The organism is Trinickia sp. HAY1-2D (assembly GCF_056754935.1).
The window spans coordinates 93,156-118,869 of the sequence record NZ_JBPGWX010000002.1; the positions used below are offsets into that span (position 1 = coordinate 93,156).

Here is a 25,714-nt window from a genome sequence, read left to right on the forward strand (position 1 = left end):
TTCGTCCGACGGTAATATCTCGATTCCCTCGTGCGACGTTTCGAGGTTTCCCATGCAAATGTCCGAGATTGCGAGTTTCTTCCGGCTCCAGGGCAATCGCCTGCTCACGATAAAAACGCCGTTGGCAGGGCCCTCCGAATTGGTGGTGGTCGATTTCCAATGCACGGAAGGTTTGTCTCAGCTTTTCGAAATTCACGTGCGATTGGCCTCGCAGGATCGAAAGATCGAGTTGAAGCAAATGATCGGGCAGCCTGTGACGGTCACCTTGCAGCTGACGTCGGCGCTGGCCAGCTCCGAAGAGCGCTTCTTTCATGGCTATGTCGCCGCTTTCACGCATCTCGATACCGATGGCGGCTTCGCACTCTATAGTGCCGCCATTCGACCCTGGGTATGGATGCTTTCGCGGCGGCAGGACATCCGGATATTCCAGGAGCAACCGGTTCAGGCGATTCTGGAGAAAGTGTTTCAGGAATATGGCGCATTGGCTTCCTATGCGTTCAGATTGATGAAGCCTACTAAAAATCGTAGTTACTGCACGCAATACAAAGAGAGCGACCTCGACTTCGTTTTGCGATTGATGCAGGAAGAGGGCCTCTTTTTCTTTTTCGAACACACAAAAGACGGTCACAAGCTGATCGTTACCGACACCTCGGTGACGGCGAAGCCGATCGACGGCCGCAGTCCGTCGATTCCCTACCTGCAGGGCGAGGCGCTCGACGACCGCGACGTCGTGACCTCGTTCCAAGCCTCGCGGCAACTCGAATCCGGCAAAGTCGCCCTCAAGACGTTCGATTACAAGGCACCCGGCGCGCGGCGTGCTGTGTCCAACAGCACGCAAGTCGACCAGGGCGATGTCGCTTCGTTCGAGGTCTATGACTATCTGGGCGCTCACGGTTTTGCCGACAGCGATCGCGGCGAGGAACTGGCGCGGTTCAGGACCGAGGCGCTCGCCGCCCACAGCAAAGTCTTCACGGGCGCGACGACGAGCCGGCGGCTGATGCCGGCGCGATACTTCGAGCTCGACGAACACTACGATCATGCGGGCGCGCCGGCTGAAGATCGGCAGTTTCTGTTGACGACGGTCACGCACAGCGGCCAAAACAACTACCAGGCCGGCGACGGCGCTGCGTCCTACTCGTGCAGCTTCACCTGCATTCGCAAGAAGATCCCGTACCGTCCCGTGCTCGCAGCCGAACGGCCCACGATCGCGGGGCCCCAAACCGCCATTGTGGTCGGCCCTGAGGGAGAAGAAATCTACACGGATGAGCTGGGGCGCGTAAAGGTTCAGTTTCATTGGGACCGTCTCGGCAAGCGCAATCAAGCGAGCTCGTGCTGGGTGCGTGTCGCGCAGCCCTGGGCCGGGCGCGGTTTCGGGATGATCCAGATTCCCCGCATCGGCGATGAAGTGGTGGTCTCCTTTCTCGATGGCGATCCCGACCGGCCGCTCATTACCTCGCGCGTCTACAACGCGCAAAACATGCCGCCGTGGGCGCTGCCGGCCAATGCTACACAAAGCGGCTTTCTGACGCGATCGAGCAAAGGCGCTACACGCGAAAACGCCAATGCGATCCGCTTCGAAGACAAGCTCGGTCAGGAGGAACTCTGGATTCATGCGGAGAAGGATCAGCGGATCGAAGTCGAGCATGACGAATCGCATTCGGTCGGCAACGATCGGGTGAAGACGGTCGTGCATGACGAAACCGTGAACGTCAATCATGACCGTACCGAGACAGTCGGTAACAACGAGACGATTACGGTTAGGGTGAACCGCACAGAGCGCGTCGGCGGCAATGAGACGCTGACGGTGGTCGGCAATCGTAGCGAGACGATCGAAGGCGCACAGAACCTTTTGATCGCGTTGGCATCGGCGGAGACGGTAGGGCTGGCCAAGGCGCTGACGATCGGAGGTGCCTATACGGTAACGGTTGCGGGCGCGATGAATACGGCCGTCGGGTTGGCGAGTGCCGAGGAGGTCGGGCTCACGAAAACGACGATGGTCGGGAAAACGTACACCGTGACGGCAGGCGATCGGATCGAATTGAGGACGGGGAAGTCCGTGATCATCCTCGAGAGTAACGGACACATCACGATCACAGGCGTGGCTATCAACATCGCTGGCTCCGAATCGGTCGAGGTTGACGGTAAGACTGTCGACCTAAATTAGAGACGCGCGCTATGGAGTTTCGAAATCTCACGCCATTACACGCCATCGCGTTCAATGCCATCGATGTGCAGCGTAACGAGTTTCACGTTGTTGCACTCAAGGCTGGATATCGACTTGACCCGGTCCATGATGCAACCGACACATCAAGGGATACCCACCGTTGCGCGTTGCTCGAAGGGGATGCGGCCGTTGCTTTGGCAATGGCAGACGAATTCGAGGGCGAGACGGCCAAGAGCAGCATCGGGGTCGAGAGCGATCTCGCGCCTTTCAAACCGAGATGCGATGTATTGATACGCGCGACGTCCTACGCGCCGAACGGCATTCCCGCTGAATCTTGGCCGGCGCGCGTGCGAATTATGGACGATGAGAAGCTTGTTGTCGAAAAGGGCATCCGAGTTTCGGGGCCGCGACTTTTTTTTAAGACTTGGAGAGGATGGCGCTGTGGAAAGCCAGAGTTGTGTGCGGCTGTCCCCGTTCGATGGGAGTACGCATACGGCGGCATGAGTATCGTCAAATCGGGCGACTCAACGGAGGACCGGTTGAACGAGGTCTGCTTTAGCAACCCCCTGGGTTGTGGTTGGATCGAAGCGCGCTATTTCGATGAGGCCGGGCGAGATGGAACGATAGCATCGCCGGATATTCTCAGTGAGCCGAAGGAGCTCGCGCGAATCGACCACTTGCGCGCCCCCCAGATCGAGGCGTGGGATGATCCCATCGAGGGTATCGATCGAGTCAGACATCCCGGGACAGCAATCGATTCAAGGCAAATGGCTGAGATCGTAGCTCAGTACCGGCACGAACCGTTCGGTATTGGGCCGATCGGGCGCGCATGGACACCGCGGCTCCAACGTGCCGGAACGTATGACACCGAATGGGAGCAGACCGTGTGGCCGTATTTGCCAAGCGACTTCGACTTTCGATACTGGAATGCAGCTCCTGACGATCAGCAGATTTCGTGGCCTACGCCGCGCCTTGCATTCGAACTGGCGAATCTGGCGCCGCCTCAGGACACGCGTGCCGGGTTTTTGCGTGCCCGCCTGCCCGGGCACCGAGCGCTGATAGCGCTACGTTTTACGAGTGGTGCAATTGCACCCATTGCGATGAAGCTCGACACGGTGTTCATCGACACCGAGGAAATGAAAGTGTCCACGACATGGCGGGCGGTCTTCCCTTTGCAGCCGGAAGTGCGCATATGCGAAGCGCGTTTTGAAACAGATGTATGCGCGCCGCTGCTTCGAACGGGTGTGCAATCGACGCAAAGGCACGAGGAGGCGGCATGGCAAACAACGTGACGGCACGTAAAGACGGGAAATGGCGGATCGTGTCGTTGATGCCGGATGTGTGCAAAACGCCCATGGGCAGTAGTACGCCGCCAGTGCCTTATCCAGTCACGGCTGACCTTGGCGATAGTCGGGCGACTGCAGTCTCGGTTCGAGCTAACGGAAAATCCGTCGTGCGATTCGATTCCAGCTACGCGCCGTCGACGATCGGCGACGCAGCGGGGACGGCAAAGGGAATCAAAAGCGGTACGGTCGGGGCGCAGTGCTGGCCTAAAGACAAAAGCTCAACGGTGCGAGTGGAAGGCAAGCCGATCATCCGGCATGGCGATCAGTTTTGGATGAACGGAGATTATCCAGCCTGAACGCGGTGCATCAAACGATGCTGCTGCGGGCTGGGCAATGCGAGTAACGTGGGACCTTCGGAGCGATTCGTGAGCAATCAGGGCAATACGATTGGCCGACTGCAAGGCGAAGTGGCGGTTTCGCGCGCGCCGGCTGCGTCTGCCAATCCGGCCGTCGTCGCCGAGACGGCTGCGGAGGCTGGCTGGCTCGGTTCCGCGGGCCAATGGATCCATGGCGGCCTCGATGCGCTCGGGGCGATTCCCGAGGTCGGTGCCGTTTTCGACGGCGCCAATGCGCTTGTCTATGCGGCGGAGGGTAATCTCGTGCAAGCCGGAATTTCCGGTGGCGCGGCTGTGCTGGACTTGGTGCCCGTGGCAGGTACTGCTGGAAAGGTCGCCGAGTTCGGCGTAAAGGGCGCTGCAAAACTCGCTGCCAAGGACGCTGGCGAGGCGGCCGCAAAGGAGTTGGCCGAACAGGAAGCGAAGAAGCTTGCGGAAGAAGAGGCAAAGCGAATTGCGGATCAAGAGGCGAGGCGTATCGCTGAGCAAGAGGCGAAGGAAGCGGAGGAGCGTGCCGCCAAAGAGGCCGCGGCGGGAGAAAAACCGCCCAAGGGGGCGGACGGAGGGAAGATCAAAGGGGGCCCCTGCGATCATCTGAAACAAGGATCGGGCAAGGGGAAATATAGGGGGGGCGCGCACGGCAAGACCAGCAAACCTGCGAATGACGGAAAGGACTCTCACCATATGCCCGCCGACGATGTTAGTCCGCTCAAGCGCAACAACGGCCCCGCGATCCAGATGGATCCCGACGACCACGCGTTGACTTCGAGCAATGGTCAAAACGGACGGGTGGGCCGGCGCTACCGCGCTATGATCGAAAGTCTACTGAAAGAGGGAAAGTGGCGCGAGGCAATGCTCAAGGAAATACAAGATGTGCGTCGAATCGCCAAACAGATCAAAGACGCCAGAAGGTACAACGAAGCGATGCTAGAGATGCTGGAGTACTTTAAATGCCTCCAGAAGAACGGCTTATTGCCGATGGGTTGAACTATGGATCGCAATAGAAACTACGATGTATTCCCGCAAAGCGGCGTTGCGGAGATCAAGTTTGGGATGTCCGCGAGCGAAGTTGAATCGCTGTGGGGCCCTCCGACGCGCAGCTCGAAAAACATCCTCGGTGACAGCACTGAGGTGCGCGACGCCAGCTTGATCACCTATGACAGTGCGGATGGTGGCGTTGCAGAGATTGGGTTTCCATCCACCTATCCGAATGTGATTGTCAAAGGGGTACGGGTCTTTCAGCAACCGCACGCGAAAACCATTGAGCAGTTGAAGCAGCTCGATGCGGACGCATATGTGGGGCAAGGATTCATCGTCTTCAAGAACTTGGCAATCAGCCTGTCCGGCTTCGGAGCGGACGACTTCGAAGCGTTGACGGTTACGGCCTTCAAAGCGGGATGGTGGGACGACGATCTTGCCGATATGGCGAAACTGTCTTAGGGGACGGCCGCAGGCATTGGCTGTTCGTCTGGTACCGTCAGGTTGTTGTAGATGTCGGCGAATATCTTGGGGCATGAAAAAAGCTTCCATCACCGTCGACGACACCGCGGCGCGGACCGAGGCGCTAATGGCAACAGACGTCACATTCACGGTAGCGAAAGTCATCGAAGACGATTGGCTGCTGATCGCCGGGTCCCCCGACAGCGACGAGCCCTACACTCCATTTACTCGTTGGTTCCAATACATCGAGGGCGGCGCCGAACCCTGGACTAGTCACGAAACGCAGTGGTGGGCGCGCAGCGCTACGACTTACCTGCCACCGGGCGTCGGTAAAACCGAAGACTGGGCGTTGGTCGGCATGTCGCACGAAGGACATGTGGAGTTCAGCTTTGCAGAGACAATCGTCGAAGAAAAAATTCCGGGCGCAGGCGTATTCGTCCCGGACGCTACCGGCTGGGGCTACGTCAGCTCGATCAGACAGATCGGGGATTTTCTGTTTGTCTGCGGAGCAGGCGGGCAGGTATACAAACGCCTGAGCTCCAATAATTGGCATCATATGGATGACGGTCTGTTGCAGACCTTGCCGATCGATCAGCGATTGTTGTTGAGCGACATAGGTGGGCCTAACGAGGCGGATATATACGTTTGCGGAAGCTACCCCGGTCCGGCAGGCATGGAGGGACGATTGTTCCACTTCGACGGAAGCAGATGGAGCGGGTTGGCGATTCCCGAGGTGGGCTATTTGAACCGCGTGTTGATCGAATCTCCCGACAGCATCTGGGTCTGTGGTCACAATGGCGCACTTCTGAACGGTAATGCGCGAGATGGCTTCAGAGACGTGTCGAGCGTAGAGGACAATCAGCTGTTCTACTCAATGGCACTTTTCAGTGGGAACTTGTACCTCGGCTCGAACTTAGGCCTTTACTCGTACAAGCTCAACGATCCTCGCGCGAAAATCGGCGAGGTTGTCACCGGGTTGACTCCGCCAGTGAGCGACGCGGTCACGGTCGACTCGGTTGGCAACGTGCTCTGGTCCGTAGGAGAAAAAGATATCGTGCGCTTCGATGGCTCATCTTGGGCTCGCATCGATCACCCGGACAATGTTCCTATCCGCTAGCGAAATCGATGGGCGCCAGAGAAGTTTGTCAGAGCTGGGGAGTGTTCGCATGCTTGGTACAGAAGTCTATTTCGTCTCAGGTTGTGCGGTTGAAAGCGACATCGTCTATCTCGCCACTCAGCTTGAAGAGGTGGACTCTGCCGACTATGCGCATACGCGTATGAGCGCGTACGTTGGCCGTTTGGATCCCGGCCGTCAGTGGTTCTATCACGACCTCAATGCAAACGTCGTGTCTGTCTGCGAAAGGAAGCAAACGGGTACGGAACGCAGGCAACTGGTTGCGCTTTCCAAGGAAGGCGAGGTCGAATTGTGGACGAGCAAGGATGGCTCTTCCGCCACCGAAAAGATTTCGGACGCTGGCGTGCGTTTCGGCAATCTTGGCTACCTGCGCTCGATTCGAGAGATCGGTAAGACGCTGTTTGCATGTGGGTTCAACAGCCAGGTCTATGCGCGAAGCAACGGTGCGTGGGAGTCACTGGTGTCGGCACCTTTGGCATTTCGTCATGCAGCATCGGACGAGTATGTCGTGTTCAACGGAATCGACGGATTTTCGGAGGACGATGTGTATGCCGCCGGTTCCAACGGTTCCCTTTACCACTGGAACGGCAGCGCATGGCGGCAAATCGAGCTCGAGACTGAGGCGAATCTGGAGTGCATTCGTTGCTATGGGCGGGACGACGTATGGATCGGCGGCGCGAACGGCACATTGTTGAACGGCAATATCGTCAGGGGCTTCCGAGATGTGAGCGATATCGCGGACAACGCTACGTTTTGGTCGCTCGCGAAGTTCAAGGAAAAGGTCTATCTCGGCACGACAAAGGGCTTGTTTGCCTATGACGGGCATGCGATCGCGCCGGTCGTAACCGGACTGAACCCCGAAGTCGAAACCTACACTGTCGATTCGACAGACGATGCGCTTTGGTCGATCGGAGCCAAGGACCTGGTCCGGTTCGACGGAAACGTATGGACACGTATCGATCATCCCGACAATCCGTCCATTAGGTCCTGAGGACACGATCGATATTGATGAAATTGCGCAGCGACTCAGCGCCAAGACGCGGGCGCCTATCGACACCCGCGCCCGACGCCAATCAGGGTTTCATGCCCGCCACATGCGGAAACGCGGTCTTATAAAGCACATGCAAGAGGCGATACCGCTCCGAATCGGTGTCGAGAATCGAGCGCGTGTCACTCCCGATCGACTGGCGCACGAGTCCGCTACGCTCTTCTCGCGCAGGCGGCCAGAGCGGCAGCCCATCGCGCTGGAAGCTCGGGCGGTCCTTCGGCGAACCGATCTTCTCGAGCCCTTCGCTGTTCGGATCCCCCGTCTTGACGAACCGCGCAACGTAGCCGGAAAACACGCGCGCGATCTTGCGATCTTCATCGGTCCAGGCGTACTGAGGCTGTTGCCGGAAATTGTCGAACATATATTCGACCTCCGCGCCATGTTCGGCGCCCATGACCGGCTCGGGCCGCGGGTCGGCTTTCTCGCCGGGCACCGGGCGCGCCAGTGGCGGACGCGGCTGCGTGAAGAAGTAGTAGTAGACGGGCGCTGCGCCCGTTTCCCGATGCAAGTCCGCCCAAAGGCGCGTGCTGATGCCGAACATCATGTCGCTCGCGAGCGCCGTGCCCGAGCGCATGACTTCCTGCTCGTCGCCACCCGGGTATAGCGCCATGATTTGTGCGGGGTAGTTGTGCGGGAAGATCTCCTCGAGCATGCGCCGCCAGTTTTCGGGTGTGGGTGCACGACCTTCCAGCACGCGGCTGAAGTGCACCTCCTGAGAGTTCGATCCGACCATCAGCGGCACGCGCGCTTGCCCGCCGGCAGCGAAGACGGCCCCGGGCCGCTCGGTCAGAAAATAACCGTCGACGGTAGGCCAGAATCCGAACGGCGTTTCGTCCTCAGGGTCTTGCACATCGAGCAGCGCCTCGGCCGGGCGGGAACGAAGCGCTTCCAGGGTGGACGCCCCGAGCCGGTTCGCAAATGCTTTGGATACGTCTTCGGCGTATTCCTTCGTCCAGAAGTTGATCGGCGTGAACGCGCCGGCGCTTTGTCCAATGGCTCGCGCAAAGAGTCCCCGCGAGAGCGGCGAGGCCATGTGCGCGCTGACTGACACCGCACCCGCGCCTTGGCCCCCGATCGTGACCTGTTCGCGATCCCCGCCGAACTGCGCGATGTTCTCGCGCACCCATCTGAGCGCAGCGAGCTGGTCGAGCAGACCGTAGTTTCCGGCCGCGCCATACCCGGACTCCTGCGCGGCATCGGGATGCGCGAAAAAGCCGAACACATCCAGCCGATAGTTCACCGTGACGACGATCATGCCTTTCGCCGCGAGATTCGCGCCGTCAATGCGTGCGTCGGATCCGTCACCGCCTTCGAAATCCCCGGTGTGGAAATAAACGAGGACCGGCAGCTTGGCACGCTGCGGATCGGGCGGCGCCCAGATATTCAGGTAAAGACAGTCCTCGCTCATTCGCGTGGAGCGGGAGGTCTTTGCGAATCCGTCCGACTGCATGCAGCGCGGCCCGAATTCGGTTGCGCGCCGCACGCCGGCCCATCGCGCCACGGGTTGGGGAGCGCGCCAGCGAAATGGGCCGACCGGCGGCGCGGCATACGGGACACCGGTAAACGCATGCACCCGCGTCTGCCCCGTGTCGATACTGACGCCTTCGATCACGCCGTCGGGCAATTGGGCGCGCGGTGCGGAAAGGGCCGGCGCGGCAGACGCCGCCGCTGGAGAGAGCAGCGCAACGAGCACAACTGCGGCGGTGAGCGCCGGATATCGGCGCGTACTGGCAAAACCTATCGATTTCATGGGTGGCCTCTTCTGACCCGAACCGTCGAAGCGGCGCGGGCAGGGTGAAATGGCCCTCGATGATGTTGCGGCCACGCGCATTGATCCGGGCTTCGCTGGGAAACCGGACCGAATGAGGACGCGAGCCATCGTCGAATAAAAATGAACGTGACGATTCAGCGGGCCGGTCATTCATACCGAGCCGCGTAATTGGGGCTCAACCGGCGAGCAATTTCGTTTGAACCCGGTCTTCAGACCGGCCTCTGCCGAGCCGTTAGCAAGTCAGAAGGAAACGAAGCCGTGCCGCCGCGGCTATCGAATCGGTCATGGGCCCCATGCCGCTCGCTCGGCTCGGCATAGCGCGGGCATGCGCATTCGCATTGCGTTAAGCGGATGCAAGGCGCCCTCATCGACCTCATCGCGCGGCAAGGCTCGCGAGTGAATGCACTCGCGGCTATAGGGAGAGAACATGTTTGTCGCAATTGGATGGATCGTCGTACTCGGTTCGGTGATCGGAAGTTTCATCGGTGTAGGCGGGCATTTGCCGGCGCTCCTGCAGCCGTTCGAACTTCTTTGTATCTTCGGTGCCGCGTTCGGTGCGTTCGTTGTCAGCAACCCCATCACGACGCTCAAGAAAACGATCAAAAGCCTGCCCACCGTCTTTCATGGCCGCGGCTATGACAAGGCGAAGTACCTCGAGCTCATCGCGCTGCTCTACGAGCTGCTGCAAAAGGCCCGCAAGGAAGGAATGATGGCGCTGGAGTCGGATGTCGATGCGCCCGAACAAAGCCCGCTCTTCCAGAAGTATCCGCATATCGTCGCCGATCACCATCTGCTCGACTTCATCCTCGACTATCTGCGCATGATGTCGACGGGCAACATCAACGTGCTCGAAATGCAGGACTTGATGGACGAAGAGCTCGTCACGCACCACGCGGAAGAATCGATCGTCGCCAACGCGATTCAAAAAATGGCCGACGGTCTGCCGGCGTTCGGCATCGTCGCGGCCGTCATGGGTGTGGTGCATACGATGGGCTCCGTCGGCGAAGCGCCGGCCGTGCTCGGCAAGATGATCGCGGGCGCGCTCGTGGGCACGTTCCTCGGCATCCTGCTTTCCTACGGATTCGTCGGCCCGCTCGCCGATCTGCTCAACGCCAAGGGACGTGCTGCCGCCAAGCCCTATCACTGCGTGAAGGCGGTGCTGCTCGCCTCGCTGAGCGGCTACGCGCCCTCGATCGCGGCGGAGTTCGGTCGCAAGGTGCTCTTCACGTCCGATCGTCCGACGTTCCAGGAACTCGACGACGCCGTGCGCGCCACGAAGGGCGCCGCGAAGGCGCAGGCCTAAGGGGCGCGGCATGGGTGACAGGCTTTCACGCGACGCCGCCGAAAAGCGGCCGATGAGCGTTGTCATACGACGCAAAAAGGGCGAGGAACACGCTGGCCACCATGGCGGTGCCTGGAAGATCGCTTATGCCGACTTCGTGACGGCGATGATGGCGTTCTTCCTGCTCATGTGGTTGCTCGGTTCGACGTCGAAGTACGACAAGCAAGGCATCGCGGACTATTTCAACACGCCGCTCTCGGCGATGATCGAGGGCAAGGAAAGCGCCGACGCCGTGCGGCCCAGCATCGTGCAAGGCGGCGGTCAGAACATCATCGATACGCGGCCCGGCGTGGGCGCACAGACCCAGACCGAGCCGGCGAGCGCCAGAATGGCGCCCTCGCCGGAGCAGGCCGACATGCAGCGTTTGCAGCAGCTGAAGGCCAAACTCACGGCGCTGATCGAACATACGCCGGCGCTCAACGCCTATCGCGATCAGATCCGCATCTCGATCACGGCGGAAGGCCTGCGCATCGAGATCGTCGATTCGCAAAAGCGGCCGATGTTCGCGCTGGGCAGCGTCAGGCTCGAAACCTACGCGGTAAACATCCTTCAGCAGATCGGCGCAACGCTCAACGATGTGGACAACCATATCTCGATCGCCGGTCATACGGACGACGTCCGCTACGCGGGCGGCCCCGTCGGCTACACGAACTGGGAGCTTTCCGCCGAACGGGCCAATGCGGCGCGCCGGGCGCTCGTGGCGGGCGGCCTGCACGACGAGAAGGTGCTGCAGGTGCGCGGTCTTGCCGACGTGTTGCCGCTCGCGGGCAACGGCGCGGCCGAGCCGACGAACCGCCGCATCAGCATCCTCGTCATGAACAAGGCGGCCGAACAGGCGTTTTTCCGCGACGGCGGCCGCACGTCGATCGACGAATCGCAGCCGGCCGGCGATACGGTTCGACAAGCCATTCGGCCCTTGGCGGCGCGGCCGCCCCAAAGCGCGGCGCGTTCCTGAGCGTTCCTCGGGCCCCAAGGGGGCCGGAGCGCCGCCAAGCCTCCTTCCTGGGCGGCGGCTCAGCCGCCCGGCCGCCGTTTCCTGGCGCATCATCGTCCATCCGTACAAGCCTCCGAGCCCCGCTCCACGGGCTCAAGCGCCAATATAGCGGCCAAATCGGCGTCTGTTTGGCCGATTGAAGCACGATCGCCGCCGCTAATCTTCCAGCATCGCAAAAACCGCTCGGCGCCGCAGCTTCGTTACCGCTGACGCCGCGCCCCGGTCGCCGCGCCGGCTCAATCACCGAAGGACCGCTTCAATGCCAACAGTCAGCATTCTCATTCCCGCCTACAAGGCCGAGTTTCTGGGACGCGCGATCCTGAGCGCGCTCAACCAGACGTTCGAGGACACCGAAATCCTCGTCGGCGACGACACGCCCCAGGGCGTGCTGCGGGAAATCGTCGAGCGGTTCGACGATCCACGCGTGCGGTATTTCCATCACGGTTTCCAAAAAGGCACGCGCAATTCGCGCGCACTGTGGGACAAGGCGAGCGGCCAATACGTCAAGTGGCTCTTCGACGACGACATGCTGATGCCCGAGTCGGTCGAGACGCTCGTGAACGCGCTGCGCGTGAATCCCGGCGTCGCGCTTGCTTTTCATGCACGCGTCATAATCGACGAGAACGACGCGATCATCGCGACGCCCCCGTCGCTGCTGCCGTCCGGGCAGGCCGCGCTCATCGACCGAGCGTCGCTGGTCGAGAACATGATCGGCAGGATCAACAACTTCATCGGTGAGCCGAGCAACGTCATGCTCGTGCGCGACCGCGTCGATATTTCGCGCGCTTTCGATTACCGGACGTGGGTACTCGATTTCCTCGGTGACGTGGCGCTCTATCTGAACTGTGCCGCGGAGGCCCCGCTGCTCGCCGTCGGCGGCTATCTGAGCGCATTCCGTCAGCATTCGTCGCAAGCGTCGGCGGCCGCGGGCGCGAACTACAGCGCGGGCCTCTACGAGTGGGAACTGATGGTGCGTGGGGAAGCGGCTGCCGGGAACTTGCGAGGGGCCACGCTCGAAGGGGCGCAGCGTGCGCTTCGCGGGCTCTACGGGCGCTGGGCGCCGGCTTTGCCCGAAATCGCGCGTCTGTTGGCCAATCTCGGCGAACTCACCGAGCTTGCGCCTCATCAGCTTTATACGTCGGAGCGCTTCGTCGCCGATCTCGCGCATGCGCGCGCGGCGGTGGCCGAGCGTGTGGGCACTCGCAACAATCGCGCGCAGGCCGCGGCGGCGGTGGCGAGCGCACCGGCCGCAACCGCCGCAACCGCCGAACCGGCCCAGCAGCAACCGTTTTGCGTGGTCTGCGAGCAGTCTGTGTCCGGCTGGTTGCCTCATCCCCAAGCGGGCAAACTCGATCGCAGCTTCATGCAGCAGGTGGAATCGGTGGGTTCGACGCTCGAACACTATCAGTGCCCCAACTGCGGCTGCAATGATCGCGACCGGCATCTGTGGCTTTATCTCGCTTTTTCGCGCGTGCTCGAAGACGCTCCGCAAAAGCGGATCCTTCACATCGCGCCGGAAGCGCGTATCGAGCCGCGGATTCGCGCGCTCGCGCCGCTCGAATATGTCGTCGGCGATCTGCACCCGCGTGTCCACCATCACCGCCAACTCAACGTGGAACGGCTCGACTTCCCGGATGGCTATTTCGATGTGGTCATCTGCAATCACGTGCTCGAGCACGTCGCCAATCCGGACCGCGCAATGGCCGAGCTGACCCGCTGCCTCGCGTCGAACGGCCATCTGATTGCCCAGACGCCCTTTTCCCCGGTGCTGCGCAATACCTTCGAGCTCAACAAGCCGGTGAGCGGCCCATTCGCGACGCACTACTTCGGACAGAGCGATCACGTGCGGCTCTTCGGGGCCGATATCGTCGACCGGTTCCGCGCGGCCGGTCTCTCGGGCGATCTCTACTCGCATACGGAGGTGCTCGCCGAGGTCGATCCCAAGACGTTCGGCTGCAATGGACGCGAACCGTTTTTCCTGTTTTCCAAGGGGCGCGCGCCGGAATTCGCCGGTTGATGCGCATGCATCCGGTTCGGCTGACGATTGATGAGGACTGCTTTCCCGATGAAGCCTAACGAATTGCCGAGCGCCGTTCCCCTCGACGATCGGTCTGCGATGCACGCGTCGGCGAGCGCGCTGCAGCCGGTCGGTGTCGACGAGGCCGCACAAAGCGGCCAAGCCGGCAAAGCCGGGCTAGCCGGGCAAGCCGGCGAGGGCGAGCACCCGATCAATACGCGTGTATCGACGCTCGCGGATCCGAAGCAGGGCTTCGTGCCGGTGACGCAGCCGTATCTGCCGCCGCTCGCCGAGTTCACGCCCTATCTCGAGGAGATCTGGCAGCGCAAGTGGGTCACCAACAATGGCGTGTTTCACCAGCGGCTCGAAGCGGCCCTGTGCGACTACCTCGGCGTCGAGCACTTATCGCTTTTCGCCAACGGCACGCTCGCGCTGATCACGGCGCTGCAGGCGCTGAAGATCACGGGCGAAGTCGTCACGACGCCGTTCAGTTTCGTCGCGACCACGCACGCGCTGCATTGGAACGGCATTCGGCCCGTGTTCGCCGATATCGATCCGGTCAGCATGAATCTCGATCCGGCCAGAATCGAAGCGGCCATTACGCCGCTTACCACGGCGATCATGCCTGTGCATGTCTACGGTAATCCCTGCGACGTGGAGCGCATCGACGCGCTCGCCGACACGTACGGACTGCGCGTGATCTATGACGCAGCCCATGCGTTCGGCGTGCGCGTGCGCGAGCGCTCGGTGCTCGAGTATGGCGATCTTTCCGTGTTGAGCTTTCATGGCACGAAGGTGTTCAACACGTTCGAAGGCGGCGCGATCGTCTGCCGCGACGCCAAGATGAAACGCCGCATCGACAACCTCAAGAACTTCGGCTTCATCGACGAGACGACCGTCGTCGCGCCCGGCATCAACGGGAAGATGAACGAAGTCCAGGCGGCGTTCGGCCTGCTGCAACTCGAGCATATGGAACACGTGATCGCAGCGCGCGCGCAAATCGATCGGCGCTATCGCGAAGCGTTCGCGGGCGTGCCGGGCATCGTGCTGCACGAGACGGCCGCCCATTGCACGCGCAACTATGCCTACTTCCCGGTACGGATCACACGTGATTTCGCGCTGAGCCGAGACGGCCTTTATCAGACGCTGCGCGAGCATCAGATCGCGGCGCGTCGCTACTTCTTTCCGCTCATCAGTGAGTTCCCGACCTATCGCGGATTGCCGTCGTCCGATTCGCGCAACTTGCCGGTCGCGAACGAAGTGTCGCGCGAAGTACTGTGCCTGCCGCTTTACCCGGATCTCGATAGCGACGATCAACAGCGCATCGTCGACGTCGTCCTTTCCTGCGCGGCGCGCCGCCGTTCGAATTGAAACGGCGAGCGAACCCTTTATACGCCACATCGATCATGTCAAACGCCAACGCCACCGAGCGCGACTATCCCACCGTCGATTACGATGCGCATGCGCGCACCTGCCCGCCCGATGCTTTCTGGGCACAGGTCAAACGAACGGTGCACGGCAAGCCTGTACCGGACGAGCAGATCGATCTGATCGTCGAGGAGATCAAGCAGCAACTGTCGCTGACGCCGGCCGACGTCGTGCTCGATCTCGCGTGCGGCAACGGTGCGCTGTCGCATCGGCTCGTCGAGGGTTGTGCCGCGCTCGTCGGCGTCGATCTTTCGCCGTATCTGATCGAAATCGCCAACCAGCACTTCGCGCAAGCGCCGCGCGTGAGCTTTTTCGCCGATGGCGCCGCGCAATATCTGCGCGCCGAAGCCACACCGGAACGCTTCACGAAGGTGCTCTGCTACGGCAGCTTCGCCTACTTTTCCGATGAGGATGCGCGCGCGACGCTCGCGCTGCTGAACACGCGCTTCGTCAACGTCGAATCGGTCTTCATCGGCAACCTGCCCGATCGCGCCCGCGCCGCCGCCTTTTATGCACCGCGTGAGCCGCTGCCGGGCGAACTCGACGATCATCAGGCGCAAATCGGACTCTGGCGCACCCGCGAAGCGTTCGCCGACATGGCGGCCGCCGCCGGTTGGGAGGCAAGCTTCTCGACGATGCCGGGCGGATTCTTCTCGGTTCACTATCGCTACGACGTGTTGCTGCGCCGACGTGGCGCGACCGCGAACGGTGTGGCAGGGAAGGCGAGATGAACGCACGCCACGAGCAATCCGGGCTCGTCGATCTCGCGCTCTTCGGCGGGCGCAAACGCTTTGCCGTGCCGAAGTCGACGTCGAATCTCGTTCAGCCGTCGATCGAGCGTTTTCTCGACTATGCGCGGCCGATGTTCGACGCGCCCGGCAATGCGTCCGGCGGCCCGGGCGTCGTCGCCGCCCATCTCGAAACGCGCCTTGCCCAGTTTCATGAAGTCGCGCGCTGCGTCACGTTCTGCAGCGGTTTTTGGGCGTTGGCCACGTCGATCGTCGAACTCGCGCGCCCCGGGCGGCGCGAAGTCGTGATGCCTTCGCTGACCTATCGGCGGATGGCCGATGTCGTCGCCTGGACGCGGCTCGTACCGCGCTTTTGCGAGGTCGATCCGGCCACGCTCGCGATCAGTGCCGAGACGGCGGCCGCTTGCATCGGCACCGACACGGCACTGCTGCTCGCCGTTCATCCGATCGTCAACTGCTGCGATGCGAGCGGACTCGTCGAGCTGGCGGCGGACAGCGGCCTGCCGTTGCTGTTCGACGGCGTCGAGTCGGTCTACGAGCGTTGTACCGACGGGCGGGGCGTCTCGCGCAAGGTCGGCGCATTCGGCGACGCGGAATGCTTTTCGCTTCACGCGAGCAAGCTCGTCAACGGCTTCGAAGGCGGATACGTCACGACCGATAACGAGGCGCTCGCCGATCGGCTCGTGGCGCTGCGCGACGGTGGTCTCGTCGCGCCTGGCGCGCTCGATGCGCGATTGAGCGACGTCCATGCCGCCATGGCGCTTGCCAACCTCGACGAGCTCGACGCTCAGGTCGAGCGCAATCGCAGCCGCTATGCGCGGTATCGGCGCGCGCTCTCGGGCGTGGCCGGCATCCGGCTCGTCGCCTTTGACGAATCGCAGCCGACGAGCTACAAGAACATCGTCGTCGAGTTGCTCGATGACTGGCCGCTCCCGCGCGCGCTGACGATCGAGATCCTCAATGCGGAGAACGTGCTTGCGCGTGCCTACTATGCCCCGCCGCTGCACAGCAAGCCGATGGCCTATCCGTATGTGCCGGCCGTGCTGCCGGTGACGGATCGACTCGCCGAGCGGTTCATGCTCCTGCCGTGCGGCGAGTTCGTCACGCTCGACGACATCGATGCCGTAGTCGATTTGCTCGCCTTCATGCGGGCGCACGCGCAGCCCATTCTCGGCGCGGATGCCGCGCGAAGGGCCATGCGATGAACAGCGCGTTGGACAACAAAGGCTCCGCGACGCCCGCGTTCGCGGCACCGCTGCGGCTCGGCCAGCACAACATGCCGTCCCGGGACCGCTTCGAAGCGGCCATGCGCGACATCTTCGAGCGGCGCTATTACACGAACCAGGGACCGCTCGCACGCGCTTTCGAAGAGCGCTTGCAGTCGCGGCTCGCCGCGCGTCACGTCGTATGCGTGACCAACGTCACGATCGGGCTCATGATGGCCGGCGAGGCGCTCGGCATGGCTTCGCCCGTGCTGGTCCCACGCGTTTGCACGAGCGCGTTGACGCATGCGTTGAACTGGTGCGGCCTATCGACGCTCAGTGTCGAGCCCGACGCCTCGAGCGGTCAGCTCGATGTGAACGCCTGTGCCAAGCGGGTGGGCCGTGCGGGAGGCGTCGGCGCGATCGTGGGCGCGAACTTGTGGGGCGGCGCGTGCGATGCCGCGGCACTTGCCTCGCTTGCGCGTGCGCACGATCTCCCGCTGATGTTCGATTCGTCGGAAGGGTTCGGCATCACGGTGGCGGGTCGGCGGGCCGGTCAAGGCGGTGCCCTCGAAGTGTTTTCGTTCGATGCCGCCGATATCGTGAATGCCGGCGGCGGCGCCTGCGTGGCCACGGATGACGACGAGCTCGCCGCACGCCTGCGCAACATTCGCAGCAGCTACGGCGCGGGCCGCCCCGTGTCGGTGGTCAAGACATCCAACGGACGCATGTCCGAAGCGCAGGCCGCGCTCGGCCTGATGTCGCTCGACGATTTCGACGCCAATCGCGAGCGCAACCGCGCCAGCTTCGAGGCCTACCGCGCCGGCCTCGGCGGTCTGGCCGGCGTCCGCCTCGTCGTACCGTCCGGCGTCGACGCATCGAATCATCAAACGGTGGTCTGCGCGTTCGACGAGGACGCGGCGGGCCTCTCGCGCGATGCGTTGATCGCGGCACTCGCAAGCCACGATATCGAGGCGCGCGGCATTGCGTCGTCGTGGTTGCGGTTGCCGATCGGCGCGCATGTCGATATCGCTGCCGTGGGCCGCGTGTGCGAGGCAATCGGCGCGGCACTCGCCGCCGGTGCGACGCATGAAGGAGTGGCCGCGTGAAGCTCGGCATCATGCAACCGTACTTCTTTCCGTACTTCGGTCATTTCGCGTTGATCGCGGCCGTCGACGAATGGATCGTCTTCGACGTGACGCAGTACACGCCGAAGACGTGGATGAACCGAAATCGCATCTTGCATCCGAAGCAAGGATGGCAATACCTGAACGTGCCGCTCGCGAACAGCTCGATCTCGATTCGCACGCATGAGGCGCGCCTGCTTGATCCGGCCGGCGCGCAGGCGAGCATCCTCGGCAAACTCACCGCGTTTCGCCGGCATGCGCCGTTCCATGCGCGCGTGAGCGAACTCGTGCGCGCGGCGTTTGCCGGCGCGGCCGACGATTCGCTTTGCGCGCTCAACGTGAGCAGCTTGCGCACCGTTTGCGACTATCTCGGCATTCCGTTTTCGTATCGGATCTGCTCGCAGCTCGGCCTCGAGTTCCCCGACGAGATGGAGGCGGGCGACTGGGCGCCGTTCGTTTGCAACGCGCTCGGTGCGACCGGCTATGTCAATCCGGCCGGCGGCCGCGCGCTTTTCGAACCTGCCGCGTTTGCGCGCATCGGCGTCGCGCTCGAATTCGCCGATGTGGCCGAATTCGCCTACGATCCCGCGCCGTTTCGCTACGAACCGCATCTGTCGATCGTCGACGTCCTGCTCTGGAATGCGCCCGAGCGCGTCGCCGCTGCGCTGCGCAGCAATCTGACGCTCGAAGCGGCGTAAACGCGCCGTATGGCCTTAACCGACACTCTCCCGATTCCGATGAAGCCGATCCGCCTTGTATGTGGCACCCGATACTCCGAAGCGCAGTTCGTCGAAAACACGGCGCTCGCCCGATCGCTCAAGCTCTACGATCATCCCCCCGTGCAGCAGTTGCTGCTGTTCGACAACAACACGACGGGTCTTTCGACGATCTACAACCGCGCGATCGAGCACGCGAAAGAGCATCCGGCCGTGCTCGTGTTCATCCACGATGACATATCGCTGTGCGACTTCTTCTGGGCCGAGCGCATACGGGAGGCACTCGAACGCTTCGATATCGTCGGTCTGGCGGGCAACACGCGGCGCATGCCGCGACAGCCGTCGTGGGCGTTCTCGCCCGATCTCAAGTGGGACAAGCCGGAGTTCCTGAGCGGCACGGTTGGGCACGGCAAAGGTTTCCCCTGCGATATCGTTTCGCAGTTCGGCCCGTCGGGCCAGGCCTGCAAGCTGCTCGACGGGCTTCTGCTCGCCGCGGACAGCGAGCGGCTCGTCGCGAGCGGGCTGCGTTTCGACGAGCAGTTCGATTTTCATTTCTACGACCTCGATTTTTGCCGTCAGGCCGAGCTCAAAGGCATGACGATGGGCACTTGGCCGATCAGCGTGGTGCATGAAAGCGGCGGCGCCTATGGCAAGCCCGCCTGGCGCGAGGCTTACGAGCGCTATTTGCGCAAATACGGCGAGTGAGGCAATGGCGACCGAAGCTTTGTCCGCGCCGCCGATCGAAACGGGGCTTGCACTTCAGCAAGCCGGGCGGCTAGCCGAGGCGGCAGCCGTGTACCGCCAGATACTCGCCGTCGATCCCAGGCATGCCGACGCACTGCATCTGCTGGGTCTCGTTGCCTATCATCAGGGCGATTACACCGCGTCGACCGAACTCATCATGGCTGCGCTCAGCCATCGCGAGAGCGAGATCTATTACGGCAACCTCGGCAATGCGTTGACGGCGCGTGGCATGCACGCAGCCGCCATCGAAAGCTTTCGCCGTGCCATCGTGCTGCGCCCGGACTATGTGCCGGCACACAACAACCTCGGCAATCTGCTGCGCGATCAGGGCAAGCTGGCAGAATCCGCGCAGTGCTTCGAGACGCTCATTGCGCTGAAGCCCGATTACGCCGAAGCCCATAACAACCTCGCGAACGTGCTCGTCGATATGGGCGAGCTCGAAGCGGCGATCGAACACTACCGCATCGCGATTCGCCTGCAGCCCGAGTTGCTCGAGGCACGCAGCAATCTGTTGTTTATCCTCAGTTATCGCGAGCGTTTCGATGCGGCCGAGTACATGCGCGAGGCGCGTGAATTCGGTCGTGTGGCGGCCGAGCGGGCCCAGCCGTGGCACGATTGGCCTCTCTCGCTCAGTCCCGGGCGCAGTGGACCATTGCGCGTCGGCTTTATCTCGGGCGATCTCAAGGTGCACCCGACGGGGCACTTTCTCGAGAGCCTGCTCGCGCATATCGATCCGCGGCGCATCGAGCTCATCGCCTACCCGACGCGCCGGTTCGAAGACGCACTGAGCGCGCGCATCAAGCCGCGTTTCGCGCAGTGGACGCCGATCGCGGGAATGACGGACGAAGCCGCCGCGGAGCGTATCCGAAACGACCGCATCGACATCCTCGTCGATATGTCGGGGCATATGAATTTCAACCGCCTCTCGCTGTTCGCCTGGCGACCGGCGCCCTGCCAGGTCAGCTGGCTCGGCTATTTCGCGAGCACCGGCGTGGCGGCCGTCGACTATCTGCTCGGCGACCCGCACGTGCTTCCGGCCGGCGCCGAGGATCAGTACGTCGAACGCCTCTGGCGGCTGCCCGACAGTTATTTGTGCTTCACGCCGCCGGCCGAAGACGTGGAAGTCGGCGCATTGCCGATGCTCACGCGCCGGCACGTCACCTTTGGCTGCTTCAACCATCTGATGAAGATGAACGATGGCGTGGTCGACGTATGGGCGCGCATCCTTCACGCGGTCCCGGGCTCGCGCCTTTTTCTGAAGGCCAAGCAACTCGATGTGCGCGAAACGCGCGAGGCGACGTTTGCCCGCTTCGCTGCGCGCGGCATCGATGCACGCCGCCTGATTCTCGAAGGCCGATCACCGCGCGCCGAGTACTTCGCCGCGTACCGCAACGTCGACATCGCGTTGAGTCCGTTCCCGTATCCCGGCGGAACGACCAGTGTCGAAGGTCTGTGGATGGGCGTGCCGGTGTTGTGTCGCCGAGGCGATCGGTTCCTCTCGAGCATTTGCGCGAGCATGCTGCACTCGGCCGGCCTCGAAGACTGGATTGCCGACGACGACGATGACTACGTCGAAAAAGCCGTGGCGTTCGCGAACGAGCCGCTGCGCCTTGCGATGCTGCGCGACGGTTTGCGCGATGCGCTCATCGCGTCGCCGCTCGTGGACGCTTCGCGTTTCGCCCGGCATCTCGAAGCGGCGCTCGAGGGTATGTGGCGCGAGCGTGTCGCCGACATCGAGAAGCATTCCGGGTCCATGCGATGAAGAAACGCCAGGCAACGTTGCCGCACCGCACGGGCGAGCTGCCGACGCTCGGCGCCTTGTTGAACGAGGCGCTCGGCCATCATCAGGCTGGCAGGCTCGGCGAAGCCCAGACGCTCTATTCGCGCATTCTCGCGGTTGATCCGCGGCATGCCGATGCATTGCATTTCATGGGCCTGCTTGCATGTCAGATCAAGCAGCATGAGCCCGGGCTCGCATTGATTCGCGAATCGATCGCCCTTCATCCGAATGCGATCTATTACAACAACCTCGGCAACATGCTGCGGGAATCGGGTGCTCGCGACGAGGCCGTTCATGCTTACCGCAGTGCGATCGCGCTCAAGGCGGATTATGCGGAGGCGTACAGCAACCTCGGGAACGTATTGCGCGAAAGCGGCGATGCGAAGGCCGCGCTCGAGCAGTGCGCCCGTGCGCTCGAACTGCATCCGGGCTATGCGCAGGCCTATAACAATCTCGCCAATGCATTGAAAGATCTGGGCGAGCTCGAGGCGGCGGCTCTCAGCTACGGCAAGGCGATCGCCGCCAACCCGGGCTTCGTCGAAGCCCATCTGAACCTGGGGCACGTGCGCAAGGCGCAAGGCGATCTCGATGCCGCGGCGGCGAGCTACCGCAGCGCGGTCGCGCTGGCCCCGCAAATGGCCGCGGCGCACGACGGCCTCGGCGGGCTGGCGTTTTTTCGCGGCGAGGTGGACGCGGCGATCGAACACTATCGGTGCGTCGTCGCGCTCGAGCCGCAATCGGCGCACGCGTGCAATACGCTGGGCAACACGCTCAACGCGGCCGGCCGCGTTGGCGAGGCCATTCCCGTCTACGAGCAGGCCATCGCGCTCGATCCCGACTTCCCGGATGCCTGGCACAACCTCGCCAATGCATTGCGGCGTCAGGGCATCCCGACGCGAGCGGTCGTTTGCGCCCGGCGTGCGATCGAGCTGCGCGGCGATACACCTTCGTTCCACAACAATCTCGGCGCGATCCTCGCCGATCTGAGCCAGTTCGACGCGGCGCTCGAGTGCTATCGCGCGGCGCGAGCACTCGATCCCGATTTCGGTGAATCGCACACCTGCGTGCTGTTCGGGCAATCGTACGTCACCGAATGGTCGGCCGACACTCACCTGGCCGATGCGCGATACTTCGGCGAGCGGATGGCGGCGAGGGCCAAACCCTACCGGCATTGGCCCGTGCTCGACGCGGCACGCGGCGGCGCGCGAGCGCTGAGAGTCGGATTCGTGTCGGCCGATTTCAGAAAACATCCGGTCGGCTACTTTTTCGAATGCGTGCTGAGCCGTCTCGATCGCTCGCGTATCGAGCCGATCGCCTATTCGAACGGTCTGCAAAACGACGAACTCACGGCACGCATCAAGCCGCGTTTCGCGGCCTGGCACCACGTTGCCGACACGGGCGACGCGGCGCTCGCGCGGGCGATTCACGAGGAAGGCATCGATATCCTCGTCGATCTGTCGGGCCATACCGGCCGCAACCGGCTGCCGATCTTCGCATGGCGGCCGGCACCCTTGCAGGTGAGCTGGCTCGGTTACTTCGCGACGACGGGTCTTGCTGAAATCGACTACGTGCTGGCCGATCCCCACGTGGTTCCGCCCGACGAGGCCTCGCAATATGTCGAGCAAATCTGGCGATTGCCCGACTGCTATCTCTGCTTCACGCTGCCCGACCTCCGTGTGCCGGTCGCGCCGCTGCCGGCGCTGACCAACGGCTACATCACCTTCGGTTGCTTCAACAACCACAAGAAGCTGAACGACGGCGTCGTTGCACTGTGGTCGCGACTGCTGCGCGCGATACCCGACGCGCGCCTGATGCTGAAGAATCACCAACTGAGCGAGGCCGTCATCCGCGGCGAGACGATCGCGCGCTTTGCGGCCCACGGCGTCCCGGCCGATCGGCTCGTGCTCGAGGGGCCGTCATCGCGCGAGGCTTATTTCGACGCCTATCGTCACGTCGATATCGCGCTCGATCCGTTTCCATATCCGGGCGGCACGACGAGCGTCGAAGGACTCTGGATGGGCGTGCCGGTGCTGGCCCGGCGCGGCGACCGCTTTCTCGCGCACCTCGGTGAGATGGTGGTGCGCACGGTGGGACTCGACGAATGGATTGCCGCCGACGATGAAGACTACCTGGCGCGCGCGATCGCTTTCGCCCGCGACTTGCCGGCGCTCGATCGATTGCGCGCGAGCTTGCGCGAGCGCGTCGAACGTTCGCCGCTCGCGGACGCCGAGCGTTTCGCAGGCCATCTGGCGACGGCCTTCGAACAGATGTGGCAGGCACGCGTGAGTCGCCCCCTGGAGCTGACGCAATGACGACCGCAACGGTGGCGCAGCCGGCGCTGGCTGTGGCCCAGTTCATCGACGAAGGGCTGGCCCTGCATCGCGCGGGCCATCTCGATGCCGCGCTCGCCGCCTATCAGCGCGCGCTGGCGCTCGTGCCGCGTCACGCGGACGCGCTGCATCTATCGGGCGTCGTCGCCATGCAGCAGCAGCGGTTTGCCGATGCCTTCGATCTGATCGGACGCGCCATCGAAATCAGTCCGCAAGCCTCGTTCTTCGACAATCTCGGTTGTGCGCTGTTCGGATGGGGCAAGCTCGCCGCGGCGGCCGAATGCCATCGGCAGGCCATCGAGCTCGATGCGTCGAGCTTTCGGGCGCACAACAATCTGGGCAACGTATTGCATCGGATGCGGCTGCCGGCTGCCGCTGCGGCCAGTTTTCGCGCCGCCGTCGCGCTGAACCGCTCGTTTGCCGAGGCGCACTGCAATCTCGGCAACGTGCTGCGCGAACTCGGCGAGGCGACGCTCGCGGCCGAACATTGCCGACAGGCGATTGCGCTCAATCCGTCGTTCGGCGAGGCCCACAACAATCTCGGCAATGCGCTGAAGACGCAGGGCAAGCTCGATGAGGCCGCACGATCCTATCGCGCTGCGGCACGGCTGATGCCGCACGAAGCGCAGGTACCGCTCAATCTCGGCATCGTGTGCCGGGAGGCGGGCCGGCACGAAGAAGCCGTCGCTTGTTTCCGGCATGCGTTGACGTTGCGGCCCGCGTGGCACGAAGCCTGGAGCAATCTGCTTTTCACGCTGAGCTTCGCGCAAGGCGTGAGCGTGGCGGCCTATCTCGAGGAGGCGCGCCGCTATGGCGAACTCATGCGCGCGCAAGTGTCGCCCTATACCGATTGGCGTGCCGATGCGACGGACGGCGCGCCGTTGCGCATTGGCTTCGTTTCGGCTGATTTGCGCGTCCATCCGGTCGGATTCTTCATCGAGAACGTCGTGGCGCATCTGGACCCGCAGCGTGTGCAGCTCTATGCGTATGTCACGCGGCCCCATGAAGATGCGCTGAGCGCGCGGATCAAGCCGCGTTTCGCGGCATGGCGCAGCATCGTGGATCTCGATGACGAATCGGCTGCCCGAACGATTCGCGATGACGGCATTCATGTGCTCGTCGATTTGTCGGGCCATACCGACTGCAACCGGCTGCCGGTTTTCGCGTGGAAACCGGCGCCGGTGCAAACGAGCTGGATCGCCTACTTCGCGTCGACCGGGCTGGACGCCATCGATTATGTTCTCGGCGATCGATGGGTGCTGCCGCCCGACGAGGCCGATCACTTCGTCGAACGCGCATGGCGGTTGCCGCACGGATATCTATGCTTTACGCCGCCCGATGCGACGGCCGAAGCCGACGCGGCCTTGCACGCGGAGCGACAAGCGAGCGCGCCGGCTACCGAGCGCGCGCCGACCTTCGGTTATTTCGGCGACCTCGTCAAATTGAACGATCAAGTGCTCTCGGTGTGGGCGCGGATTCTTCGCTCGGTACCCGAGGCCAGGCTTTTCGTGAAGGCGCAGCAGCTTGGCGACGAAGTGCAGCGCGAACGCTTGTCCGCGCGCTTATCCGCGCTCGGCATCGAGCGCTCGCGACTGGTCATGGAAGGCGCTTCGCCGCGCGCGCACTATCTCGCGGCCTATGGCCGCGTCGACATCACGCTGAGTCCTTTCCCCTATCCGGGCGGCACGACGACCGCCGAAAGCCTCTGGATGGGCGTCCCCGTGCTGTGCCGCCGCGCCGATCGCTTTCTCGGCCATCTTTGCGAAAGCGTCCTGCAGAGCGTCGAGCTGGGCGATTGGATTGCGTCGGACGACGCGCAATACGTCGAGAAGGCCGTAGCGTTCATGCGCGAGCGCGCATCGTTGAGCGCGCTTGCCGCGGGATTGCGCGAGCGGATGCTGGGCTCGTCGCTGTGCGATGCAAAACGCTTTGCTCGTTCGCTGGAAGGCGCGTTTGCCGCGATGTGGCAAGCGCACCTGCAAGCGCGGTGACGCAACTGCTGTAGTGGACTGCGGAGGAGCGGGGCGGGCGGGCGGCCGGACGAGC

At 62.8% G+C, this 25,714-nt stretch carries 20 protein-coding genes; 19 read left to right on the forward strand and 1 reads right to left on the reverse strand.

Annotation, left to right across the window (positions count from 1 at the left end):
• Positions 1–52: 52 nt before the first annotated feature.
• The 7 genes from ACR9ZC_RS07325 (at position 53) to ACR9ZC_RS07355 (ending at position 7,411) form a co-directional block, all read left to right on the forward strand.
• Positions 53–2,164 (forward strand): type VI secretion system Vgr family protein, encoded by a 2,112-nt coding sequence (locus tag ACR9ZC_RS07325; protein ID WP_481579815.1) that lies wholly within the window; start codon positions 53–55, stop codon positions 2,162–2,164.
• A gap of 11 nt (positions 2,165–2,175) precedes the next feature.
• Positions 2,176–3,456 (forward strand): DUF2169 family type VI secretion system accessory protein, encoded by a 1,281-nt coding sequence (locus tag ACR9ZC_RS07330; RefSeq protein WP_481579816.1) that lies wholly within the window; start codon positions 2,176–2,178, stop codon positions 3,454–3,456.
• Complete coding sequence (locus ACR9ZC_RS07335) at positions 3,441–3,806, forward strand: DUF4150 domain-containing protein (RefSeq protein WP_481579817.1); 366 nt, start codon at positions 3,441–3,443, stop codon at positions 3,804–3,806. Before ACR9ZC_RS07330 ends, ACR9ZC_RS07335 begins: the two co-directional genes overlap by 16 nt.
• Before the next feature lie 69 nt (positions 3,807–3,875).
• Complete coding sequence (locus tag ACR9ZC_RS07340; protein WP_481579818.1) at positions 3,876–4,832, forward strand: hypothetical protein; 957 nt, start codon at positions 3,876–3,878, stop codon at positions 4,830–4,832.
• 3 nt (positions 4,833–4,835) lie between these two features.
• Positions 4,836–5,285, forward strand: a complete 450-nt coding sequence (locus tag ACR9ZC_RS07345; RefSeq protein WP_481579819.1) for a hypothetical protein — start codon at positions 4,836–4,838, stop codon at positions 5,283–5,285.
• A gap of 73 nt (positions 5,286–5,358) precedes the next feature.
• The gene (locus tag ACR9ZC_RS07350) at positions 5,359–6,402 is read left to right on the forward strand and encodes a hypothetical protein (RefSeq protein WP_481579820.1); all 1,044 of its coding nucleotides are present in this window, start codon (positions 5,359–5,361) and stop codon (positions 6,400–6,402) included.
• 49 nt (positions 6,403–6,451) lie between these two features.
• Positions 6,452–7,411: a hypothetical protein gene (locus ACR9ZC_RS07355; protein ID WP_481579821.1), complete on the forward strand. Its 960-nt coding sequence runs from the start codon at positions 6,452–6,454 to the stop codon at positions 7,409–7,411.
• 82 nt (positions 7,412–7,493) lie between these two features.
• Here the strand turns inward: ACR9ZC_RS07355 and ACR9ZC_RS07360 are convergent, their stop codons facing one another.
• On the reverse strand, positions 7,494–9,218 hold the full coding sequence (locus ACR9ZC_RS07360; RefSeq protein WP_481579822.1) for a carboxylesterase/lipase family protein: 1,725 nt from the start codon (positions 9,216–9,218) through the stop codon (positions 7,494–7,496).
• A gap of 448 nt (positions 9,219–9,666) precedes the next feature.
• On the opposite strand from ACR9ZC_RS07360, the gene motA reads away from it, so the two are divergent.
• The 12 genes from motA to ACR9ZC_RS07420 all read left to right on the forward strand — a co-directional run bounded on the left by motA (position 9,667) and on the right by ACR9ZC_RS07420 (position 25,659).
• On the forward strand, positions 9,667–10,542 hold the full coding sequence (gene motA / locus ACR9ZC_RS07365) for a flagellar motor stator protein MotA (RefSeq protein ID WP_331570954.1): 876 nt from the start codon (positions 9,667–9,669) through the stop codon (positions 10,540–10,542).
• A 10-nt stretch (positions 10,543–10,552) separates the two neighbouring features.
• Positions 10,553–11,536, forward strand: coding sequence for a flagellar motor protein MotB (gene motB, locus ACR9ZC_RS07370; protein WP_481579823.1), 984 nt, complete (start codon positions 10,553–10,555; stop codon positions 11,534–11,536).
• Positions 11,537–11,834: 298 nt separating this feature from the next.
• Positions 11,835–13,592, forward strand: a complete 1,758-nt coding sequence (locus tag ACR9ZC_RS07375; protein WP_481579824.1) for a glycosyltransferase — start codon at positions 11,835–11,837, stop codon at positions 13,590–13,592.
• A gap of 48 nt (positions 13,593–13,640) precedes the next feature.
• Complete coding sequence (locus ACR9ZC_RS07380; protein ID WP_481579825.1) at positions 13,641–14,963, forward strand: DegT/DnrJ/EryC1/StrS family aminotransferase; 1,323 nt, start codon at positions 13,641–13,643, stop codon at positions 14,961–14,963.
• Positions 14,964–14,998: 35 nt separating this feature from the next.
• Positions 14,999–15,751 carry a class I SAM-dependent methyltransferase gene (locus ACR9ZC_RS07385; protein ID WP_440559305.1) on the forward strand — a complete coding sequence of 251 codons (753 nt, stop codon included), beginning with the start codon at positions 14,999–15,001 and terminating at the stop codon, positions 15,749–15,751.
• Positions 15,748–16,974, forward strand: a complete 1,227-nt coding sequence (locus ACR9ZC_RS07390; protein ID WP_481579826.1) for an aminotransferase class I/II-fold pyridoxal phosphate-dependent enzyme — start codon at positions 15,748–15,750, stop codon at positions 16,972–16,974. Before ACR9ZC_RS07385 ends, ACR9ZC_RS07390 begins: the two co-directional genes overlap by 4 nt.
• The gene (locus ACR9ZC_RS07395; RefSeq protein WP_481579827.1) at positions 16,971–18,080 is read left to right on the forward strand and encodes a DegT/DnrJ/EryC1/StrS family aminotransferase; all 1,110 of its coding nucleotides are present in this window, start codon (positions 16,971–16,973) and stop codon (positions 18,078–18,080) included. Before ACR9ZC_RS07390 ends, ACR9ZC_RS07395 begins: the two co-directional genes overlap by 4 nt.
• Positions 18,077–18,796: a WbqC family protein gene (locus ACR9ZC_RS07400; protein ID WP_481579828.1), complete on the forward strand. Its 720-nt coding sequence runs from the start codon at positions 18,077–18,079 to the stop codon at positions 18,794–18,796. Before ACR9ZC_RS07395 ends, ACR9ZC_RS07400 begins: the two co-directional genes overlap by 4 nt.
• A 39-nt stretch (positions 18,797–18,835) precedes the next feature.
• On the forward strand, positions 18,836–19,519 hold the full coding sequence (locus tag ACR9ZC_RS07405; RefSeq protein WP_331570938.1) for a glycosyltransferase family 2 protein: 684 nt from the start codon (positions 18,836–18,838) through the stop codon (positions 19,517–19,519).
• A 4-nt stretch (positions 19,520–19,523) separates the two neighbouring features.
• The gene (locus ACR9ZC_RS07410) at positions 19,524–21,320 is read left to right on the forward strand and encodes an O-linked N-acetylglucosamine transferase, SPINDLY family protein (protein ID WP_481579829.1); all 1,797 of its coding nucleotides are present in this window, start codon (positions 19,524–19,526) and stop codon (positions 21,318–21,320) included.
• Positions 21,317–23,650 carry a tetratricopeptide repeat protein gene (locus ACR9ZC_RS07415; RefSeq protein ID WP_481579830.1) on the forward strand — a complete coding sequence of 778 codons (2,334 nt, stop codon included), beginning with the start codon at positions 21,317–21,319 and terminating at the stop codon, positions 23,648–23,650. Before ACR9ZC_RS07410 ends, ACR9ZC_RS07415 begins: the two co-directional genes overlap by 4 nt.
• The gene (locus tag ACR9ZC_RS07420; RefSeq protein WP_481579831.1) at positions 23,647–25,659 is read left to right on the forward strand and encodes an O-linked N-acetylglucosamine transferase, SPINDLY family protein; all 2,013 of its coding nucleotides are present in this window, start codon (positions 23,647–23,649) and stop codon (positions 25,657–25,659) included. The genes ACR9ZC_RS07415 and ACR9ZC_RS07420 overlap by 4 nt, the downstream gene beginning before the upstream one ends.
• The last annotated feature ends 55 nt before the right edge of the window (positions 25,660–25,714 follow it).

What these genes read in the sequence shown, in the direction of transcription:
- ACR9ZC_RS07410 (WP_481579829.1), top strand. Translation starts at nt 19,524, where the DNA reads ATGGCGACCGAAGCTTTGTCCGCGCCGCCGATCGAAACGGGGCTTGCA.
- ACR9ZC_RS07375 (WP_481579824.1), top strand. Translation starts at nt 11,835, where the DNA reads ATGCCAACAGTCAGCATTCTCATTCCCGCCTACAAGGCCGAGTTTCTG.
- ACR9ZC_RS07405 (WP_331570938.1), top strand. Translation starts at nt 18,836, where the DNA reads ATGAAGCCGATCCGCCTTGTATGTGGCACCCGATACTCCGAAGCGCAG.
- ACR9ZC_RS07415 (WP_481579830.1), top strand. Translation starts at nt 21,317, where the DNA reads ATGAAGAAACGCCAGGCAACGTTGCCGCACCGCACGGGCGAGCTGCCG.
- ACR9ZC_RS07350 (WP_481579820.1), top strand. Translation starts at nt 5,359, where the DNA reads ATGAAAAAAGCTTCCATCACCGTCGACGACACCGCGGCGCGGACCGAG.
- motA (WP_331570954.1), top strand. Translation starts at nt 9,667, where the DNA reads ATGTTTGTCGCAATTGGATGGATCGTCGTACTCGGTTCGGTGATCGGA.
- ACR9ZC_RS07380 (WP_481579825.1), top strand. Translation starts at nt 13,641, where the DNA reads ATGAAGCCTAACGAATTGCCGAGCGCCGTTCCCCTCGACGATCGGTCT.
- ACR9ZC_RS07325 (WP_481579815.1), top strand. Translation starts at nt 53, where the DNA reads ATGCAAATGTCCGAGATTGCGAGTTTCTTCCGGCTCCAGGGCAATCGC.
- ACR9ZC_RS07360 (WP_481579822.1), bottom strand. Translation starts at nt 9,218, where the DNA reads ATGAAATCGATAGGTTTTGCCAGTACGCGCCGATATCCGGCGCTCACC.
- ACR9ZC_RS07345 (WP_481579819.1), top strand. Translation starts at nt 4,836, where the DNA reads ATGGATCGCAATAGAAACTACGATGTATTCCCGCAAAGCGGCGTTGCG.
- ACR9ZC_RS07355 (WP_481579821.1), top strand. Translation starts at nt 6,452, where the DNA reads ATGCTTGGTACAGAAGTCTATTTCGTCTCAGGTTGTGCGGTTGAAAGC.
- ACR9ZC_RS07420 (WP_481579831.1), top strand. Translation starts at nt 23,647, where the DNA reads ATGACGACCGCAACGGTGGCGCAGCCGGCGCTGGCTGTGGCCCAGTTC.
- ACR9ZC_RS07330 (WP_481579816.1), top strand. Translation starts at nt 2,176, where the DNA reads ATGGAGTTTCGAAATCTCACGCCATTACACGCCATCGCGTTCAATGCC.
- ACR9ZC_RS07390 (WP_481579826.1), top strand. Translation starts at nt 15,748, where the DNA reads ATGAACGCACGCCACGAGCAATCCGGGCTCGTCGATCTCGCGCTCTTC.
- ACR9ZC_RS07385 (WP_440559305.1), top strand. Translation starts at nt 14,999, where the DNA reads ATGTCAAACGCCAACGCCACCGAGCGCGACTATCCCACCGTCGATTAC.
- ACR9ZC_RS07335 (WP_481579817.1), top strand. Translation starts at nt 3,441, where the DNA reads ATGGCAAACAACGTGACGGCACGTAAAGACGGGAAATGGCGGATCGTG.
- motB (WP_481579823.1), top strand. Translation starts at nt 10,553, where the DNA reads ATGGGTGACAGGCTTTCACGCGACGCCGCCGAAAAGCGGCCGATGAGC.
- ACR9ZC_RS07395 (WP_481579827.1), top strand. Translation starts at nt 16,971, where the DNA reads ATGAACAGCGCGTTGGACAACAAAGGCTCCGCGACGCCCGCGTTCGCG.